General features: G+C 70.0%; 18 protein-coding genes and 1 tRNA gene. 10 read left to right on the forward strand and 9 right to left on the reverse strand.

The window, feature by feature from the left end; genetic code table 11:
* Positions 1 to 73: 73 nt before the first annotated feature.
* The 3 genes from H9L22_RS12415 to H9L22_RS12425 all read right to left on the reverse strand — a co-directional run bounded on the left by H9L22_RS12415 (position 74) and on the right by H9L22_RS12425 (position 2,111).
* The gene (locus H9L22_RS12415) at positions 74 to 1,261 is read right to left on the reverse strand and encodes a DUF480 domain-containing protein (RefSeq protein WP_226965834.1); all 1,188 of its coding nucleotides are present in this window, start codon (positions 1,259 to 1,261) and stop codon (positions 74 to 76) included.
* Between the two features lie 134 nt (positions 1,262 to 1,395).
* Positions 1,396 to 1,701 (reverse strand): hypothetical protein, encoded by a 306-nt coding sequence (locus H9L22_RS12420; RefSeq protein WP_187720205.1) that lies wholly within the window; start codon positions 1,699 to 1,701, stop codon positions 1,396 to 1,398.
* Entirely contained in the window at positions 1,644 to 2,111 is a 468-nt protein-coding gene (locus tag H9L22_RS12425; protein WP_187720206.1) for a LysR family transcriptional regulator substrate-binding protein, read from the reverse strand. The genes H9L22_RS12420 and H9L22_RS12425 overlap by 58 nt, the downstream gene beginning before the upstream one ends.
* Before the next feature lie 37 nt (positions 2,112 to 2,148).
* Between H9L22_RS12425 and H9L22_RS12430 the strand changes: the two genes are divergently transcribed.
* From H9L22_RS12430 to ngcE, 5 genes are all read left to right on the forward strand, one after another.
* Entirely contained in the window at positions 2,149 to 2,508 is a 360-nt protein-coding gene (locus H9L22_RS12430) for a DUF5997 family protein (RefSeq protein WP_226965835.1), read from the forward strand.
* A 111-nt stretch (positions 2,509 to 2,619) separates the two neighbouring features.
* On the forward strand, positions 2,620 to 3,894 hold the full coding sequence (locus tag H9L22_RS12435; RefSeq protein WP_187720207.1) for an aspartate kinase: 1,275 nt from the start codon (positions 2,620 to 2,622) through the stop codon (positions 3,892 to 3,894).
* Positions 3,895 to 4,741: 847 nt separating this feature from the next.
* Positions 4,742 to 4,876 carry a hypothetical protein gene (locus tag H9L22_RS19755; RefSeq protein WP_264292447.1) on the forward strand — a complete coding sequence of 45 codons (135 nt, stop codon included), beginning with the start codon at positions 4,742 to 4,744 and terminating at the stop codon, positions 4,874 to 4,876.
* Between the two features lie 41 nt (positions 4,877 to 4,917).
* Positions 4,918 to 6,216 (forward strand): HNH endonuclease signature motif containing protein, encoded by a 1,299-nt coding sequence (locus H9L22_RS12440; RefSeq protein WP_264292448.1) that lies wholly within the window; start codon positions 4,918 to 4,920, stop codon positions 6,214 to 6,216.
* A gap of 178 nt (positions 6,217 to 6,394) precedes the next feature.
* Positions 6,395 to 7,780, forward strand: coding sequence for an N-acetylglucosamine/diacetylchitobiose ABC transporter substrate-binding protein (gene ngcE / locus H9L22_RS12445; RefSeq protein WP_187720208.1), 1,386 nt, complete (start codon positions 6,395 to 6,397; stop codon positions 7,778 to 7,780).
* 33 nt (positions 7,781 to 7,813) lie between these two features.
* On the opposite strand, the gene H9L22_RS12450 is transcribed toward ngcE, so the two are convergent.
* Complete coding sequence (locus H9L22_RS12450) at positions 7,814 to 9,526, reverse strand: helicase HerA-like domain-containing protein (RefSeq protein WP_226965836.1); 1,713 nt, start codon at positions 9,524 to 9,526, stop codon at positions 7,814 to 7,816.
* Positions 9,527 to 9,641: 115 nt separating this feature from the next.
* On the opposite strand from H9L22_RS12450, the gene H9L22_RS12455 reads away from it, so the two are divergent.
* Together H9L22_RS12455 and H9L22_RS12460 are read left to right on the forward strand one after the other, a co-directional pair.
* A complete protein-coding gene (locus tag H9L22_RS12455) occupies positions 9,642 to 9,935 on the forward strand; it encodes a type II toxin-antitoxin system VapB family antitoxin (protein WP_187720210.1) in 294 nt (97 codons plus the stop codon).
* Positions 9,936 to 10,039: 104 nt separating this feature from the next.
* Positions 10,040 to 10,516, forward strand: a complete 477-nt coding sequence (locus tag H9L22_RS12460) for a LytR C-terminal domain-containing protein (protein WP_187720211.1) — start codon at positions 10,040 to 10,042, stop codon at positions 10,514 to 10,516.
* A gap of 222 nt (positions 10,517 to 10,738) precedes the next feature.
* Here the strand turns inward: H9L22_RS12460 and H9L22_RS12465 are convergent.
* Positions 10,739 to 10,826, reverse strand: a tRNA-Ser gene (locus tag H9L22_RS12465).
* Positions 10,827 to 10,907: 81 nt separating this feature from the next.
* Between H9L22_RS12465 and H9L22_RS12470 the strand changes: the two genes are divergently transcribed.
* Positions 10,908 to 12,080 carry an MFS transporter gene (locus H9L22_RS12470; RefSeq protein ID WP_187720212.1) on the forward strand — a complete coding sequence of 391 codons (1,173 nt, stop codon included), beginning with the start codon at positions 10,908 to 10,910 and terminating at the stop codon, positions 12,078 to 12,080.
* Between the two features lie 35 nt (positions 12,081 to 12,115).
* Here the strand turns inward: H9L22_RS12470 and H9L22_RS12475 are convergent, their stop codons facing one another.
* From H9L22_RS12475 to H9L22_RS12485, 3 genes are read right to left on the reverse strand one after another with little or no spacing between them, the layout of a single operon-like run.
* Positions 12,116 to 13,003 (reverse strand): sugar kinase, encoded by an 888-nt coding sequence (locus H9L22_RS12475; protein ID WP_226965837.1) that lies wholly within the window; start codon positions 13,001 to 13,003, stop codon positions 12,116 to 12,118.
* Between the two features lie 36 nt (positions 13,004 to 13,039).
* The gene (gene tadA, locus H9L22_RS12480) at positions 13,040 to 13,486 is read right to left on the reverse strand and encodes a tRNA adenosine(34) deaminase TadA (protein WP_187722684.1); all 447 of its coding nucleotides are present in this window, start codon (positions 13,484 to 13,486) and stop codon (positions 13,040 to 13,042) included.
* Positions 13,487 to 13,512: 26 nt separating this feature from the next.
* The gene (locus H9L22_RS12485) at positions 13,513 to 14,100 is read right to left on the reverse strand and encodes a tRNA adenosine deaminase-associated protein (RefSeq protein ID WP_226965838.1); all 588 of its coding nucleotides are present in this window, start codon (positions 14,098 to 14,100) and stop codon (positions 13,513 to 13,515) included.
* Positions 14,101 to 14,230: 130 nt separating this feature from the next.
* Here H9L22_RS12485 and upp point away from each other — a divergent pair, with 130 nt between their 5' ends.
* A complete protein-coding gene (upp, locus tag H9L22_RS12490) occupies positions 14,231 to 14,872 on the forward strand; it encodes a uracil phosphoribosyltransferase (RefSeq protein WP_187720214.1) in 642 nt (213 codons plus the stop codon).
* 51 nt (positions 14,873 to 14,923) lie between these two features.
* On the opposite strand, the gene H9L22_RS12495 is transcribed toward upp, so the two are convergent.
* A complete protein-coding gene (locus H9L22_RS12495; RefSeq protein WP_187720215.1) occupies positions 14,924 to 15,643 on the reverse strand; it encodes a prenyltransferase/squalene oxidase repeat-containing protein in 720 nt (239 codons plus the stop codon).
* A 69-nt stretch (positions 15,644 to 15,712) separates the two neighbouring features.
* Between H9L22_RS12495 and H9L22_RS12500 the strand changes: the two genes are divergently transcribed.
* On the forward strand, positions 15,713 to 16,474 hold the full coding sequence (locus H9L22_RS12500; RefSeq protein WP_187720216.1) for a YwiC-like family protein: 762 nt from the start codon (positions 15,713 to 15,715) through the stop codon (positions 16,472 to 16,474).
* The last annotated feature ends 67 nt before the right edge of the window (positions 16,475 to 16,541 follow it).

Below are 16,541 nucleotides of genomic sequence, written 5' to 3' on the forward strand. Positions count from 1 at the left end.
GCTGGCGCCGTCGAAATCTCGCCTGACCTGCGGATGACGTCTGGCGGTCGCCGGAAGTTCGACGACGGTGGAATCAGGGACGCTGCGCGAGGATGTAGAGGCGGTCCTTGTCGTCGCCGATCTCGACGTAGGTCTCGACCTCCACCAAACCCGCGGCAGTCACAGCCTGGCGGACCTGGGCCGGCGAGTGCGCCACCCAGGGGGTGGGGCCGTCGTGGCCGAGCCAGCCGTGCTGCGGGCCGGCGGCGGCTCCTGCGTCGGTGGCGAGCGCGAGGATGCCCTCGTCGTCGAGGAGGTTGGCGAGGTAGCCGATCTGGGCGGCCATCTCCTGCGGCGAATAGTGGACGAGGGTGTACCAGGCGGTGATCGCGCCCCAGCCGCGGGCGGCCGGCGGGCGCATCATGCGGCGCAGGTCGCCGAGCTCGAACGTGACCTCCGGGTGCATGAGGGTGGCGACGTCGATCATGGTGCGGGAGAAGTCGAAGCCGGTGACGTCGGCGCCATGGCGGGCCAGGTAGGCGGCGACGACGCCGGTGCCGGTACCCACGTCGGCCACGGGGCGGTCGTCTGCCAGCTCGACGACCCGGTCCAGGAGCCAGCGCTCGAGGGGCCGTTCGTCGAGGCGGTAGGCGAAGGTCTCGTGGTAAGCCGCGGCGACGGCGTCGTAGGTGGCGAGGACCTGCGCGTCACGCTCATCGACGCCGTCGACGAGGATCTGCTCGCGGTCGGGCTCGGGTGCCTGGCCGACGGGGAGCGGGAGGTCACCGAAGAGATGAGCCCAGCGGACGTCCTGCTGGCCGGGGCGGCGGCCGATCTCGGCGACGAGCGGCACCTCACGGGCGGCGAGACGTCGCAGGACGGCCTCGACATCGTCGCGGTCCTTGAACGCGAAGAGGCGGTCGGTGCGGGTCTTCAGCTCGCCGGCGGCCTGCGGGCCGCGGAGCAGGAGGACGGTGAGGACGGCGCGTTCGTCGTCGTCGAGGGCCATGATCGGGATGATCGTCTGCCGGTACTTGAGGGTGCGGCGGCCGGAATCGGACCAGGTGACCAGGGCGAGCTGCTTGTCCTTGAGGGAGCGGACGGCGTCCTGGATGGTGCGCTCGTCGTAGTCGACCACGGGCTCGCGGCTGCTGGTCTGGTTGCAGGCCGTGCGGAGGGCGTTGAGGGAGAGGGGGTAGCTGTTCGGGACGGTGACCTCCTTCTCCATCAGGCAGCCGAGGACTCGCTGTTCTTCGGGGCTGAGGTGAGGCGCTTGGGTCACGAGGACGAGGTTACCGGTTGGTGCGGGGCGGTCGGTCGGGTGGGGCGGTTCGGGGGCAAATGTGCGGGCCCTTCGACACGGCCGCAAGCGGCCGGCTCAGGGAACGAAGCTGAGGGGCGCCGCTGGCGGCCGGCTCAGCGACCGGACCTGCCCGACTTCGGCTTCGGCTTCGCCCCGCGCTTCGGCGTCGGGCCGGACTTCCGCGGCTGCTGGGCGCCCTGCTTCTGCTTCTGGTTCTGCCCCTGCTTCTGAGGCTGGGGCTGCTTCTGCGCCGTGGGGTCCGTCGTCCTCGTCTCCCGCTCCCGCGCCGTCCGCGAGCTGTTGACCGAGCGGCCGCGGACGATGCCCACCAGTTCCTGGATGAGCACGTCGTCGGCATCCTTCAGCCACGCCAGACCCACCGTCGTCGGCGGGGCGTCGACGACAGGGCGGTGGACCATGTCGCGGCGGCTCTCCCCCGCGCCACCGACAGCGGCACCCGCAGCACCGCGACCTCGGCGACGACCCGGTCGATGTTGACGGCCGTCACCTCCGTCAGGACCTCCTCGTCGAGCAGATCCTCGAGCGTCACCTCGTCGACGGCGGCGATCGCGTGCTCCTTCGCCACCCACACGACGGGCTGCTCGTCGTAGAGGCGGATGAGGTGGAGGCCGTCGACATCGAGGGGGAGGCGGACGAAGCAGGCGTCGACGTCGCCGCGCAGGAGGGCGCCGCGGGCGTCGGGTTCGGTGACGGGCGTGATCGCCAGGGGGGTGTCGGGGAAGCGCTCCTCCCAGATGCGGCGCCACTTGGTGAGGATCACGCCGGGCACGTAGCCCACTCGCAGGGGCAGATGCGCCGGAGTCGTCATTCCCGCAGGGTATCCGGCGAGCGGATACGCTGCACCTGTGAGCCAGACCATGAAGCCGATCACCGCCGCAGCCAAACTGGGCATCTACCTGCCCGCCGCACCGGAGGAGTTCCAGCGCTCACCGATCACGCGCGACGAACTCGACGCGCTGCGCGCCGACCCGCCCGCCTGGCTGGTGGAGCTGCGGAAGAACGGGCCGTTCCCGCGTGATGTGCTCGCCGCGAAGCTGGGGATCTCCCGCTCGGGGCTCGCCCGCGGTGGCGTGACGGAGGCGCTGACGGCGGACCAGGTCGGCGAACTGCTGGCCGAGCCGCCGTACTGGCTGCTGAAGGAGCGCGAGACACACAAGAAGCAGCTCGAGGAGCAGGCTGCGGAGCGTGCGGCGGAGCGGGGCTGACGGCTGACAGCAAGGGCCGTCGAGGCACCGTCGGGGTTTGAGATGACACGGACGGCGCCGTCGTCACCGTCGACGAAGAACTAGACTCGGCACGAATCCTGGAGGTTATGCATGGGTCGCATTGTGCAGAAGTTCGGCGGGTCGTCTGTTGCGGACGCCGACTCGATCAAGCGGGTGGCGCGGCGGATCGCCCGCACCCGCGGCGAGGGCCACGACGTCATCATCGTCATCTCGGCGATGGGTGACACCACCGACGAACTGATGGACCTGGCGCTGAAGGTGTCGCCGCGGCCGAAGTCGCGCGAACTGGACATGCTGCTGACGACCGGCGAACGCCAGTCGGCGGCGCTGCTGGCGATGGCGCTGTCGGACCTCGGCATCGAGGCCGTCTCGTACACCGGCTCGCAGGCCGGCGTGCTGACGACGCCGACACACGGCAACGCGCGCATCATCGACATCACGCCCGGGCGCGTCGAGAAGGCGCTGCAGGACGGCTACGTCGCCATCGTCGCCGGATTCCAGGGCGTGTCGCAGACGACGAAGGACGTCACCACGCTGGGCCGCGGCGCCTCCGACACGACCGCCGTCGCGCTGGCGTCCGCGCTGAACGCCGACTACTGCGAGATCTACTCGGACGTCGACGGCGTCTACACCGCCGATCCCCGCATCGTGCCGGCAGCCCGGCACATCGGCCAGATCGGCTACGAGGACATGATGGAGATGGCGGCCTCGGGCGCCAAGATCCTGCACCTGCGCTGCGTCGAATACGCCCGGCGGGAGGGCGTGCCGGTACACGTGCGCTCCTCGTTTACTGACAAGCCCGGGACGTGGGTCAAGGACCAGTCCCAGATCGCGAAGGACCCCACCATGGAAGAAGCCATCATCACCGGTGTCGCCCACGATCGCGGCGAGGCCAAGATCACCGTCGTCGGAGTGCCCGACCGGGTCGGCGAGGCTGCACGGATCTTCAAGGCCGTCGCGGAGCAGGACCTGAACATCGACATGATCGTCCAGAACGTCTCGCGGCTGTCGGATGTGAAGACGGACATCTCGTTCACGCTGCCGATGTCGGACGGTGCGAAGGCGATCGCGGCGCTGGAAGCGGTCCAGGCGGTCGTCGGGTTCGAGGAACTGCTGTACGACGACCAGATCGGCAAGGTGTCGGTGATCGGCGTCGGGATGCGGTCGCACCCAGGTGTGTCGGCGACGTTCTTCGAGGCGCTGGCGGGTGCCGATGTGAACCTGCAGATGATCTCGACGTCGGAGATCCGGATTTCGGTGATCGTGGGCGCGGATGACGTGGACGACGCCGTCAGGGCTGCACACACGGCGTTCGGGTTGGATGCGGAGAAGACGGCGACGGTGTACGCGGGTACGGGTCGCTGAGAAGAGCTGGAGAGTTGCGGGCGGCCGCTCCCTTGGGGGGCGGCCGTTTCTCGTGTGTGGGGGTGCGTGCGGCAGGCCCTCCGGATGAGCACGAGTCTCCGGCTGGTGCGCACCACACCCCGGGTGCGCACGAGTCTCCGGCTGGTGCGCACCACACCCCCGATGGGCACGAATCTCCGCTGAGCCGCCGCTGTGTGCATATACACGTAGCTGCGGCTTGAGCCAGCAGAATGCACGCCAGACCCAGATTCATGCACGGGACGGGGGGCTCGGGGCCGGGGTTGCCTGGGATGCCGGCCACCGTCGGGATCGCCTGCACAAGGCTCCGGGCGGCGCACGACAGCACTCCCCATGTGCACGAATCTCCGCTGAGCGGCCGCTGCGTGCATATGCACGTAGCTGCGGCTTGAGCCAGCAGAATGCACGCCAGACCCAGATTCGTGCACGGGACGGGGGCTCGGGGCCGGGGTTGCCTGGGATGCGGGCCACCGTCGGGATCGCCTGCCCGAAGCTCCGGGCCGGCGCGCGACAGGCCCACGGTGAGCACGAATCTCCGCTGAGCCGCCGCTATGCGCATATGCACGTAGCCGCGGCTTGAGCCAGCGCAATGCACGCCAGAACCAGATTCGTGCACGGGACGGGCTCGGGGCCGGAGGCGCCTGGGATGCAGATTCGTGCACGGACGGCAGCGTGCGGGGACGGCAACAGGCCGGGGCGACAACGGGCTGGGACTGGCACCGGGACCGGATACGCGACCCAAAAGAGACGGTTGTCAAGAGGCAAATAGTTATCCACAGGGATTCACACACCTGTGTGAATCCTGGCCTCTGAGTCGTAAAATCAACCCATGGACGCAACGAAGCTCGAGACCCACGGGGCGGCACTGATTGCCGAAGCCCGTGCCGTCCTCGACCGTGTCCTCCCCCTCCTCACCGACCCCGCCACCATCTGGCCCAGAGCGCCCGCGAGCACCTCGCCCTGATCAGTGAGCTGCGCCGGGCCGAGTCGCGGCTGCAGTCGACGGTGGCCGTGGTCATCGCCGACGCTGACCGTCGCGGGGTGGCCGAACGGGCCGCCGGCACGTCCATCACCAGCTGGATGACAGTGACCGAGAAGGCCAGCCCTCGCGATGCAGCCGGGGTGCTGTTCGCCGGCCGCGGGCTGAACTCAAGCCCCGCCGTGAAGCAGGCCGCGCTGGCCGGCGACGTGACGCCGCAGCAGGCCCGTAGCATCGCTACCGTCGTCGACGCCCTCCCCCGGAACCTGACGAGCGCGCAGCGGGAGGCCGCGTCGGAGATCCTGGTCGGGTCGGCTGCGACGTCGAACCCAGATCAGCTGCGCCGCATGGGGCAGGTCGTGCTCGACGCGGTAGCCCCTGTCGAGACGGCGGAGGAAGCGGCCGAGCGGGAGCGGCGCCTCCTGGCGGCCCAGCGGCGCCGGGCGCTGCGGAACCGTTCACTGACGTTCACCACCGACGATGGATCGATGTTGATCCGCGGCTCGCTGCCGGTGCTGGAGGGCGAGGAGTTCGTGCGGATCATCAGCGCCTACCGGGCCAGCGCCCAGCGCAGCGGGGACGAGGCCCTCGATCCGTTCGAGAGGCCCGTCACCGCGGCTCAGCGGGATGCGGACGCGCTGCTGCAGTTGATCAACGACGTGCAGCGCCGCCGCACCGCGCCGGGCGTCGCGGGCGACCGTCCGCGCGTCGTCGTCGTGATGCGCGAGGAGTCGCTGCGCGAGCGTGCGGAGCAGGCGGGGAAGCTCGCGACGGGCGAGCGGATCTCGGCCGGAGACCTGCGGCGGCTCTGCTGCGACGCCGATCTCCTGCCCGTGGTGCTGGGTAGCGCGTCGGAGGTCCTGGACGTCGGGCGCGAGCAGCGGCTCGTCACCCCCGCCATGCGCCGTGCGCTGGACCTTCGCGACGGCGGCTGCGTCTTCCCCGGCTGCAACCAGCGCCCGGAGTTCTGCGACGCGCATCACATCGTGCCGTGGTGGGCGGGCGGCGTGACCGCCCTGTACAACCTGGTGCTGCTGTGCCGTCACCACCACGGGATGGTCGAACCGCAGCGGTTCGGCGACACCTCGGACGCGTGGGTTCCCGACTTCGATATCGGGGCTCCGGGGAGGACTCTGCCCATCGGCCAGGGAGACCCGGAGACGACTCTGCCCTCGGGCAGCCGCCCCGTCGGCGTCAGGAACGAGAACCGGTGGGAGGTCCGGATGAATGCCGACGGGGCACCGGAGTTCATACCTCCCATGGCGATCGACCCACGGCGGGTCCCTCGGCGCGGGGTGTGCCGGGCGGGTCAGCAGACGGTGTGAGTGCTGGCGGCGGAGCTGAGTAGGTCGCTGGGCCGACCTCGGCACACCCGTCCCCACCCTTGTCACATGCGTGTCCACCCAGGTCGCAGCCGACCCTGAAACCTCACTGACCCTGATCAGACCCGCTGTCGCCGGTGGCCCGCCGTGACGTAGGGTAAAGCGTCTGAGGAGGGACCATATGACGCCGATCAGCCGACGCACTCTGCTGTCCGCGTTGGCCGTCGCACCCCTCGCCGCCTGCACCGTCGACCCCGTCACGCCACCGCAGCCGAGCAGCCCCAGTTCGTCGTCCGCCTCCCCCACCCCCACCGCCTGGCCCTCACGCCCCGGCGACCCGCAGAGCGTCACCGCCGCAGTCTTCGACGGCGCGTTCGGCGTGAGCTACGTCGTCCTGGCCGGCGATGCGCTCAAGAAGACCTACCCCGACGTCACCACCCGCCTCATCCGCACCCAGAAGGTCGCCACCGAACTGGCCGGACGGTTCGCGGACGGCAACACCCCACCCGACCTCATCGACAACTCCGGCCCCGACCCCCTCCCCATCGCCGAGATGCTCGACCAGTTCCTGCCCCTCGACGACGTCGTCGACGCCACCGGCCCCGACGGCGCGGCGCCCATCAGCGAATCGCTCTACACGAACGCGCTGACCCCCGGCATCCTCAACGGCGACCTCGTCGCCATCAACTACGCACTCACCGTCTACGGACTCTGGCACTCGGCCGCCGATTTCGCCGCAGAAGGATGGTCGTTCCCCAGCACCTGGGACGCCGTCCTCGACCTCGGCGAGCAGATCCGCAGCCGCGACCAGTTCCTCTTCGTCTGGGGCGACGACGCCGTCACCTACTACCAGGAACTCGCGATCGCATCCGCGATCAAGGAGGGCGGCCACGACGTCCGCCGGGCCCTCGACAACCTCGACGAGAACGGCTGGGCCCACCCCGCCGTCACCCTCGTGCTCCAACAACTCGAAGCCTGCGTGCGGGAGGGCTACGTCCTCCACGGCGGGCCCTACCTCGAGGCCCAGGCGCTATGGGCGCGGGACCGGCGCGCCCTCCTGTACCCCTCGGGGGCGTGGATCGCGCGGGAGACACAGGACGTCGCCGCCGAGGACTTCGCGCTGACGGCGGCGCCGGCGCCCACGCTGACGTCGTCGCCGATGCTGCCGCAGACGGCGATCCACGCGACCTCGACCGAATCGTTCCTCGTCCCCGCCCACGCGGCGAACCCCGACGGCGGCAAGGCGCTGCTGCGGGCGATGCTGAGCACCGAGGTGGCGTCCGAGTTCAGCCGCACAAACCTCATGCCGACGGTGGTGCGCAACTCGATCCCGACAGACCTGGTGTCGTCGGCGCTGACGTCCCAGACACGACTGCTGTCGGACGCCGGCGACAACGTGTTCACCTGGCGGTTCGGGGAGTACTACGGGCTGAACGTCGAGCAGGGTGCGCTGTGGGCGCGGTTCCTGTCAGGCGAGCTGACGGCGTCGCTGCTGGCGGAGCAGTTGCAGGGGTTGTCGGACCGGGTGCGGAACGATCCGAACGTGGTGCGGTACTCGGCGGAGTAGGTCGGGCGGCCGGGCTCTCGTCCTTCAACAAGCTCAGCGACGGCGACCCGTCCCGAACAGACCCCGGATGATCTCCCGGCCCGCCGTCCGCACCAGGTCCTTGAACACCGGCGACTTCGTCACCTGCTCCACCAGAGACGGGTTCTCCCGCTCCCACTTCTTCCGCGCAGCCTCCGCCGCCTTCGCCTCACGCTCCAGGCGGGCCTCCTCCTTCGCCAGCTCCCGCGCCTGCCGGGCCTCCATCTCAGCCAGCTCGCGCTCGACCTTCTCGCCTTCTTTGCGGCGACGCTCCGCCTCAGCGGCAGCCTCCTTCTCCGCCTTGGCGCGCAGCTCGGCCTCTTCCTTCTCCGCCTTCAGCCTCTCCGTCTCCAGGCGCTCCGCCTCCGCCGCGCGGGCGCCCTCCTCCAGGCGCGCCGTCAACATCTCGTAGGCCGACTCGCGGTCGATCGCCGTCCCGTACTTCGCCAACAGCGGCGACGCGGCAATCATCGTCTGCAGCTCAGCGTCAGGCGTCGGGGCCATCAGCGACGTTGGCGCCCACATCCGCGTCCGCGCCACCGGCGTCGGCGCGCCCTTCTCGCTCATCACCGTCACGATCGCCTCACCCGTGCCCAGCTGCTGCAGCACCTGCTCCAGGTCGTAGCCCGAGTTCGGGTAGGTGTCGACGGTGGCGCGCAGCGCCTTCGCATCATTCGGGGTGTGCGCCCGCAGCTGGTGCTGCACCCGGGAGCCCAGCTGCGCCAGCACGTCCTCCGGCACATCCTTCGGCGTCTGCGTCACGAAGAACACACCCACGCCCTTCGAGCGGATCAGCCGCACCGTCTGCGTGATCGCCTCCAGGAACGCCTTCGACGCCCCACGGAACAGCAGGTGCGCCTCGTCGAAGAAGAACACCAGCTTCGGCTTGTCGATGTCACCGACCTCCGGCAGCGACGAATACAGGTCCGCCAACAGCCACATCAGGAACGTCGAGAACAGCGCCGGCCTGGTCGCCAACTCCGGCAACTCCAACAGCGAGACGACGCCGCGGCCGTCGTAGGCGGTGCGCATCAGCTCGGACGGGTCGAACTCCGGCTCCCCGAAGAAGACGTCCGCACCCTGATCCGACAAGGTCACCAGCGAACGCAGGATGACGCCGACGGTGGCCGACGACACCCCGCCGATGTCCTTCAACTCCGCCTTGCCCTCGTCGGAGGTGAGGAACTTCAGCAGCGCGATCAGATCCTTCAGGTCCAGCAGCGCGAGCCCGGCCTTGTCGGCGTAGTGGAACACCAGCCCCAGCGACGACTCCTGCACCTGGTTCAGGTCCAACACCTTCGACAGCAGCACCGGCCCGAACGCCGATATCGTCGCCCGCACCGGAACGCCGTTGCCGATGCCGCCCAGCGCGTAGAACTCCGTCGGGAAACCGCCCGGCTCCCACGGCTGCCCCTGCGCGGCAACGCGGGCCAGGATCTTCTCATTCGAGGCGCCCGGCGACGCCATGCCGCTCAGGTCACCCTTGATGTCGGCCGCGAACACCGGCACCCCGGCCGAACTCAGCGCCTCCGCCATCACCTGCAGCGTCTTCGTCTTGCCGGTACCGGTCGCGCCGGCCACCAGGCCGTGCCTGTTGAACATGCCGACGGGGATCCTGATCGGCACGTCCGGCAGCGGCCCATCGTCGATGAGGACGCCGAGAGTCGCGGCGGGCACGTCGAAGGTGTAGCCGGCCTTGATCAGTTCAACCTGTGCTTCGTTGCTCACGGCAATACCTTCCCATAACCCCACCGAACCCCGCGGCAGGCCGTGCCAAGACCGCGCGACAGCGAGTCGTGCGGGCTTCCGGACGACCCAGGAGGGTACCCGGTAGGCTGATGCGGTGATCTTCAAGCGCGTCGGCGACCATCGTCCCTACCCGGACCATGGCTACACCCAGAAGCAGTGGGGCGCCATCCCACCGCATCAGGTGCGTCTTGCCGATCTCGTCACCACGAAACGCACCCTCGACCTCGACACCCTCCTGGAAGAGGACTCGACCTTCTACGGCGACCTGTTCGCCCATGTGGTCGCCTACCGAGGCGAGTTGTACCTGGAGGAAGGTCTGCACCGCGCGCTCCGCGCCGCGCTGCAGCAGCGACTGACCCTGCATGCCCGGGTCCTCGAGCTGAACTGACCGTCGAAGAGAGAAGTAGAACCTGTGCGCGTCTTCCGCTTGATAGCCACCCCGGTCATTCTGCTTGCCCTCCTCGGCCTGCTCCTCTGGGGCGCCAACTGGGGATGGAAGGCGCTGACCGAGCCGCTGCCGACGCCGTCGCCCACCCCTGCGTCATGCAGTCGGCGACGGTCGTCACGCCGGCGCAGGTCACCATCCGCGTGTACAACGGCGGCTTCACCACCGGCCTGGCGAACCGGACGGCCACCAAGCTGAAGGACGCCGGCTTCAAGATCGCGAAGACCACCAACACCGAGGAGATGCTCGAGCCCACCGTCATCCGCGGCAACGAACGCGAGAAGGCGATGCTCGAGCTGGTGCGGGGCCAGTTCATCGAGGCGACGATCGAGTACGACCAGCGGGTTGACGGCACCGTCGACGTCATCCTGGGCCGCAGCGCCAACGACAAGAACTTCGCAGAGGCCCCGCCGACGGAGATCGTCACGGATGCGGGGATGGTGTGTGTGGCGGCGTCGAAGACGCCGACGCCGAGCGGGTCGGGCACGCCGGTGCCGTCGCCGTCAGCGAGCACGAACGAGTAGGTCCTGAGAGGGGCCCTTCGAGACGGTTGCTCGTACCGGGTCCTGAGCTTGTCGAAGGGCACGGCTCCTCAGGGAACGAAGTTTCCGGATCCTGAGCTTGTCGAAGGGCACGGCTCCTCAGGGAACGCCCTTCGAGACGCCGCTCGTACCGGATCCTGAGCTTGTCGAAGGGCGCGGCTCCTCAGGGAACGTAAAGTGCCCGCCTCTTCCGAGGCGGGCACTTGGCGGTGATGGAGGGATTTGAACCCCCGGTAGGTTTCCCTACTCTCGCTTTCGAGGCGAGCTCTTTCGGCCACTCAGACACATCACCGCGGGCTACTTTACCGAGTCGTCGTTTCCTTGACCAATCCGCCCTTTGGACCAACCCGACGGGCACCCCTAGAGTGGGTCGGTGCGTGACTTCGTGACCCTCCTGAAGAGCCCCGGCCTCGCCGTCGTACTCATCACCCAGCTCGCGGCACGCTTCCCCGCCGGCATGTACTCCCTCGGCCTCCTCATGCACGTCGCCTCGACCCAGGGGAACTACACTTCCGCCGGCCTCGTGCTCGGCGCCTTCTCCATCGGCATGGCCATCGCCGGGCCCGTCGTCTCGCGGCAGCTCAGCCGGTTCGGCAGCACCCCCGTGCTGCTCGTCACCCTCATCTTCTCCGCCTCCACCATCGCCACGCTGGCCGCGCTCGACCTTCCCCTCGCCGGGCAGATGGCGCTCGCCGCGATCGGCGGCGCGGCGATCCCGCCCGTCGTCCCCACCGTCCGGACCCTCTACCCGAAGCTCGTCCCCACCCACCGGCTGACGGCGCTGTTCGCCTTCGACGCGGCCCTGCAGGAGGTCATCTGGGTGTTCGGGCCCGTGCTGATCACCGTGCTCGTCGCCGGCTTCGGCACCAGCACCGCGCTGCTGGTGGTCGTCGGCATCCAGGTCGCCGGCGGGCTCGTCTTCGCGCTGTCCCGCAGCGTCCGCAGCCTCGTCATCCCGCCGGCCGGCAAACGCCTCGGCCGCGTCCTGCACAACCCGTCCGTCCTCCTCATGACGGCGACGTCGATGATGTTCATCGGCGCGTTCGCCGCGATCGAGGCCGCCGTCGTCGCCACCTTCGGCGAAGGCTCCATGGAGACCGGCCTCGTGCTGGCGATCTCCTCGTTCGGCTCCCTGCTGGCCGGGTTGGTCGTGGGCAACCGGCAGCTGACCCACTGGTCCCTGCCCCTGCGGCTATCGGTGGTGGTGGTCGGCTTCGCCGTCGCGACCCTTGTCAGCGGCTTCTGGGGCATGGCGATCGCCCTGTTCATCGCCGGCCTCGGTATCGCGCCTGCACTGGCGGCCGTGTCGTCGGTCGTCGCCGGCAGCGTGCCGTTCTCGGAGACGGCGGAGGCCTACGGCTGGATCGGCACCGGGCAACTCCTCGGCTCCTCCGTCGGCTCCATGCTCGCCGGCGTGGCCATCGACAACGCCGGCGGACACGGCGGGGTCCTCGTCGCGTTCGGCATCGGCGTGCTGGCGCTGCTCATCGCCGTCGTGTTCCGCAACGCGCAGCCCGACCTCCGGGCGTCGGTGCTGGCCGAATAGTCGGCGCACCCCGCACCGTCCCGGGCGGCGCGGACTCAGCGGACGACGTCGCCGCCCGCACCCACCAGCGGCAGTTCCGCCCGCGTCGGCAGGCCCTCCCAGTCACCGTGGTTGCCCAGCGCGAACGCCGCCACCGCATTGCCCCGCCCCAGCCGCTCCACCGGGCCCAACCCGTCCAGGTGAGCCGACAGGAACCCCGCGGCGAACGCATCCCCCGCCCCCACCGGATCGACGACGGCGGTCGCGACGCTGGGGGCGTCGAAACGGCCCTCCGCGGTCACCAGGCCCGCCCCGTCGGCACCTCGCTTCAGCACCACCTGCGCCGGGCCGAGGGCCCGCAGCGCGTCGTCGGTGGGCGCGGCGTCGTCCAGCGCGAGCCGCAGTTCGTCGTCGGCGCCGAAAAGAATGTCGGCCTGTCGGGCGAGCGGCCCCAGGACGGCGGCCGCCTCGTCGCGGCCCCACAGGGAGGCGCGGTAGTTGAGGTCGAAGCTGACGGTGACGCCGCGCCGCCGGGCCTCCGCCACCACCACCTCGACCGTCTCGCGGGCGCCGTCACCCAGTGCGCACGTGACGCCCGTGACATGCACGACGCCGGGGTTCAGCGCCCAGACGGCGTCGGCATCGGCTGGCGTCAGCGCCGAGCCCGCCGACCCGTCCCGCAGATATGTGACCCGCCGCCTCTCGGCCAGCGGAGAGTCGAAGACGATCAGCGCCGACGGCCGCGTGGCATCGACCCGCAACGCCGAGCAGTCGATCCCCTCGCCGCGCAGGGCCCGCACCATCGTCGTCGCCATCGCGTCACCGCCGACGGCGCCCGCGCAGGCCACCGCATGCCCGAGCCGCGCGAGGCCCACGGCCACGTTGCTCTCGGCCCCGGCGAACGAAAACCGCGCCTCCGCGCCCACAGCGAGCGGCCCTGCCACTCGGAACGCCAGCAGGGTCTCCCCAGCGTCACCACGTCAACCATCGCCACCTCCACGTCGCTGTGCGAAGAATGTGTCGAGGACGGCGGCGCACTCGACCTCCAACACCCCGCCCGTCACCTCGGGGCGGTGATTCAGCCGCGGGTCGCGCACGACATCCCACAGCGACGCCACCGCACCGGCCTTTTCATCGAAAGCGCCGAACACGAGCCGCCCCACCCGCGACGCCACGATCGCGCCCGCGCACATCGTGCAGGGCTCCAGTGTGACGACCAGCGTGCAGCCGGTCAGCCGCCACTCGCCGACGACCGCTGCGGCCCGACGCAGCGCCAGCACCTCTGCGTGCGCCGTCGGATCACCCGTGAGTTCACGCTCATTACCTGCGCGGGCGATGACGGCGCCGTCACCGTCGAGCACGACGGCACCGATCGGCACGTCCCCATGCCCCTCAGCCAGGGCGGCCTCGACCAGCGCGAGGCGCATCGCCTCATGCCACCGGGTGCCCACGGTCAGTCGTCGAACGCCTCGGCGGCCCGCTCGAACTCGGCCCCGATCTTCAGCTTCTCGGCGATGCGGCCGAGCAGCACGTCAGAGTCCTCGTCGTAGTCGGTGGCGATGGCCTCCATCTCGAAACCACGCAGGCCGCTGGCCGCGTAGATCTCCAGATCGCCGACCGTGCCGGACTCGTCGTCGTCCTCGTCACCCAGCTCGGCGCCGAGGTAGTCGACGACGTCGCGGGCGATGGGCCAGTCGTGGGCGGCCGAGATGTCGGACAGCAGCACCTCGACGACGCGGCCGCGGGCACGGCAGATCACGAAGAAGTCGCCCCCGATCGACACCCAGCCGTCGGCACCCGAATCGCCGGGAAGCCGCTGCAGCTGACGGATCAGCTCGTCGAGATCGTTGGCGAGGTCGTAGTCGAGCGGCACGGCCACAGGCTTGCCGTCCTCGCGGTACAGCGCGACGACCAGGTCGACGTCGTCCTCCGAGGCGTCCTCGAGGTCGTAATCGTCCTCGTCATCCTCGAAATCGTCGTCGTCGTTCTCCGCGTCGTCCTTCAGGTCAAACGGCTCGGCGTCCTCGTCGAACACATCCACAGCCAAACTCCCTTCCATCCGACGACGCGTACGCCACCCATCCTTGCACGACCCGCCCCTCGGCACACCCCCACCCTGCGGTCCGGGGGTCGCCCGCGCGCAACGGCGCCGTCTGTGCGATTGTTGGGGCGTGGAAGTTACCGTCGTTCATCACCCCCTGGTCGATCACAAGCTGACTCTGCTGCGCAACAAGCACACCAAGCAGCCCGTCTTCCGACGCCTCGTCGAGGAGCTCGTCACCCTGCTCGCCTACGAGGCCACCCGTGGGGTCCGCGTCGTCGACGTCGACATCGAGACACCGGTCACCGCCACCCGCGGCATCCAGCTCGCGCAGCCCGCACCGCTCGTCGTGCCGATCCTGCGCGCCGGGCTCGGAATGTTGGAGGGCATGCTGCGGCTCGTGCCGAGCGCGGAGGTCGGGTTCCTCGGCATGATCCGCGACGAGGAGACCCTCGAGCCGATGACGTATGCCGAGCGGCTCCCCAACGACCTGTCCGGACGCCAGTGCTACGTGCTCGACCCGATGCTCGCCACCGGCGGCTCGCTCGGCGGCGCCGTCCAGTTCCTGGTGGACCGGGGCGCGGACGACATCACGTGCATCTGCCTGCTCGCGGCGCCGGAGGGCATCGAGAAGCTGCAGGGGCTGCTGGCGGACCTGCATGTGCCGTGCAAGCTGATCGTGGCTGCGGTCGATGAGCGGCTCAACGAGGTGGGGTACATCGTGCCGGGTCTGGGTGACGCGGGCGACCGGCTGTACGGCCTGGCGGAGTAGGGCGCTCGTCCTCAGGGGGCCCTTCGAGACGCCGTTCGTTCCTCACGGCCCTCAGGGACCGGGCCACCAGCGAAGGACCCGTGTCGCGAAGAACGTGAGCCACCTCGATGGCTCGCCCGCGTCGACGTCGACCTCAAACCACACCGCCCCCGGATGCCGCCTGGCCTGCAGCCAGCGGCCCTCCGGGGTCCGGGCCCCCTCGTAGTCGAGGATCCCCTTGAGCGAGTTGAGCGTCGAGTGCACCGACGACCGGCGCGACCCCTCGCCCCACTCGCAGTTCCAGCCCCCGTCGGGGAGCTGATGCTCGGGGAACCAGTCACGCAGGGCGGTGACGTCGGCCCCCAGCCAGGCCCCGTTTGCGAGCGTGAACGCGTTGATGCACGCGTCCACCTCCCCGCCCCAGTAGGGCAGGTTGTCGTACTCCCAGCGGGAGTTGGCGTCGAGCTTGGCGGCCGTGCCGGCCAGGACGGCGCCGTCGACCCCGAACTCGCGCAGCATGTTCAGCGACCACGTCGTCGCCGTCCACGGCTGTCCCTCGCCCGGATCGTCGAAGTCGAATCCGGCGGGGAAGTAGGCGCCGCCCGCCCACTGGCCGTCGTCGCCCTGCAGTGCCAGCAGCCGGGCCCCGAACCCCTCCGTCACGACACGCCGTCGGGTCGCCTGCCACTGCTCCTCGGGGGCGTCGGCGAGGTCGCGCTCGACCTGCCAGGCCAGGGCCGGGTCGGCGCCGTCGAGGAGCCAGTCGACGAGTTCCGGATCCACCGCTTCCATGCGGCCGAACCTACGCGCAGGGCCCCACCCCGGAGGCGTGCCGCAGAACCGGTCCGATAGCCTCCATGGATGGCCGGATCCTCAGCTAGTTGGGTACCGAAGCAGCACGGCGCGTGGGCGATGATCGTGGTGCCGTATCTCGTCGGGCTCGCGATGACGGCGCGCGTCAGGCCACTCGGCCCGGGCGACGCGCTGCTCGGCGTCACCTGGCTCGTCGGGTACTTCGCGTTCAACAGCCTCGTGCACGTCCTCAAGGTGCCGGCGAAGCGACGCCCGGCGCACTACCCGCCGCTCACGGTCTACGGCGCCGTCGCCGTCCTCGCGGGGATCGGGACCCTGCTGCTCACCGGCTGGTCACTGCTCTACTGGGTCCCCGCATACGCCGTCCTGCTCGGCACCTCGCTGTACCTGGCCTCCACGAAACGGGAACGGGCGCTGCTCAGCGGCGTGTTGACGGTGATCGCCTCCTGCGGGCTGATGGCCGTCCTGCGGATCGGCCCCGACGTGCCGCTGCCGGGTGCGGGCGAGGTGGCAACGATGACCGTGGTGACGGCGTACTTCGTGGGCACCGTCCCGCACGTGAAGGCGCTGATCCGGGAACGCAACGACCCCGGCTCGGCGACCAGGTCGCTGATCTACCACGCGGTGCTGGCAGTCGCCGTCATCGTCCTCGTGGCGCTGGGCCTCTTGCACCCGCTCTGGGTGGTGTGGGTGCTGCTGCTGGTGGCCCGCTCCTGGTGGCTGCCGCGCGCCCGCCGCACCCCGATGCAGATCGGGCTGGTGGAGATCGCCGCGTCCGTCGCCGCCCTGATGCTGGGCGTACTGGCCTGACTTCCGCCGCGGCCGGTTAGGTGACGCGGCCGCTGCTGCCTACTCTGCTCTTGGGGCTATGGAGGGA

Source organism: Tessaracoccus defluvii (genome assembly GCF_014489575.1).
In the GTDB taxonomy this organism is placed as follows: domain Bacteria; phylum Actinomycetota; class Actinomycetes; order Propionibacteriales; family Propionibacteriaceae; genus Arachnia; species Arachnia defluvii.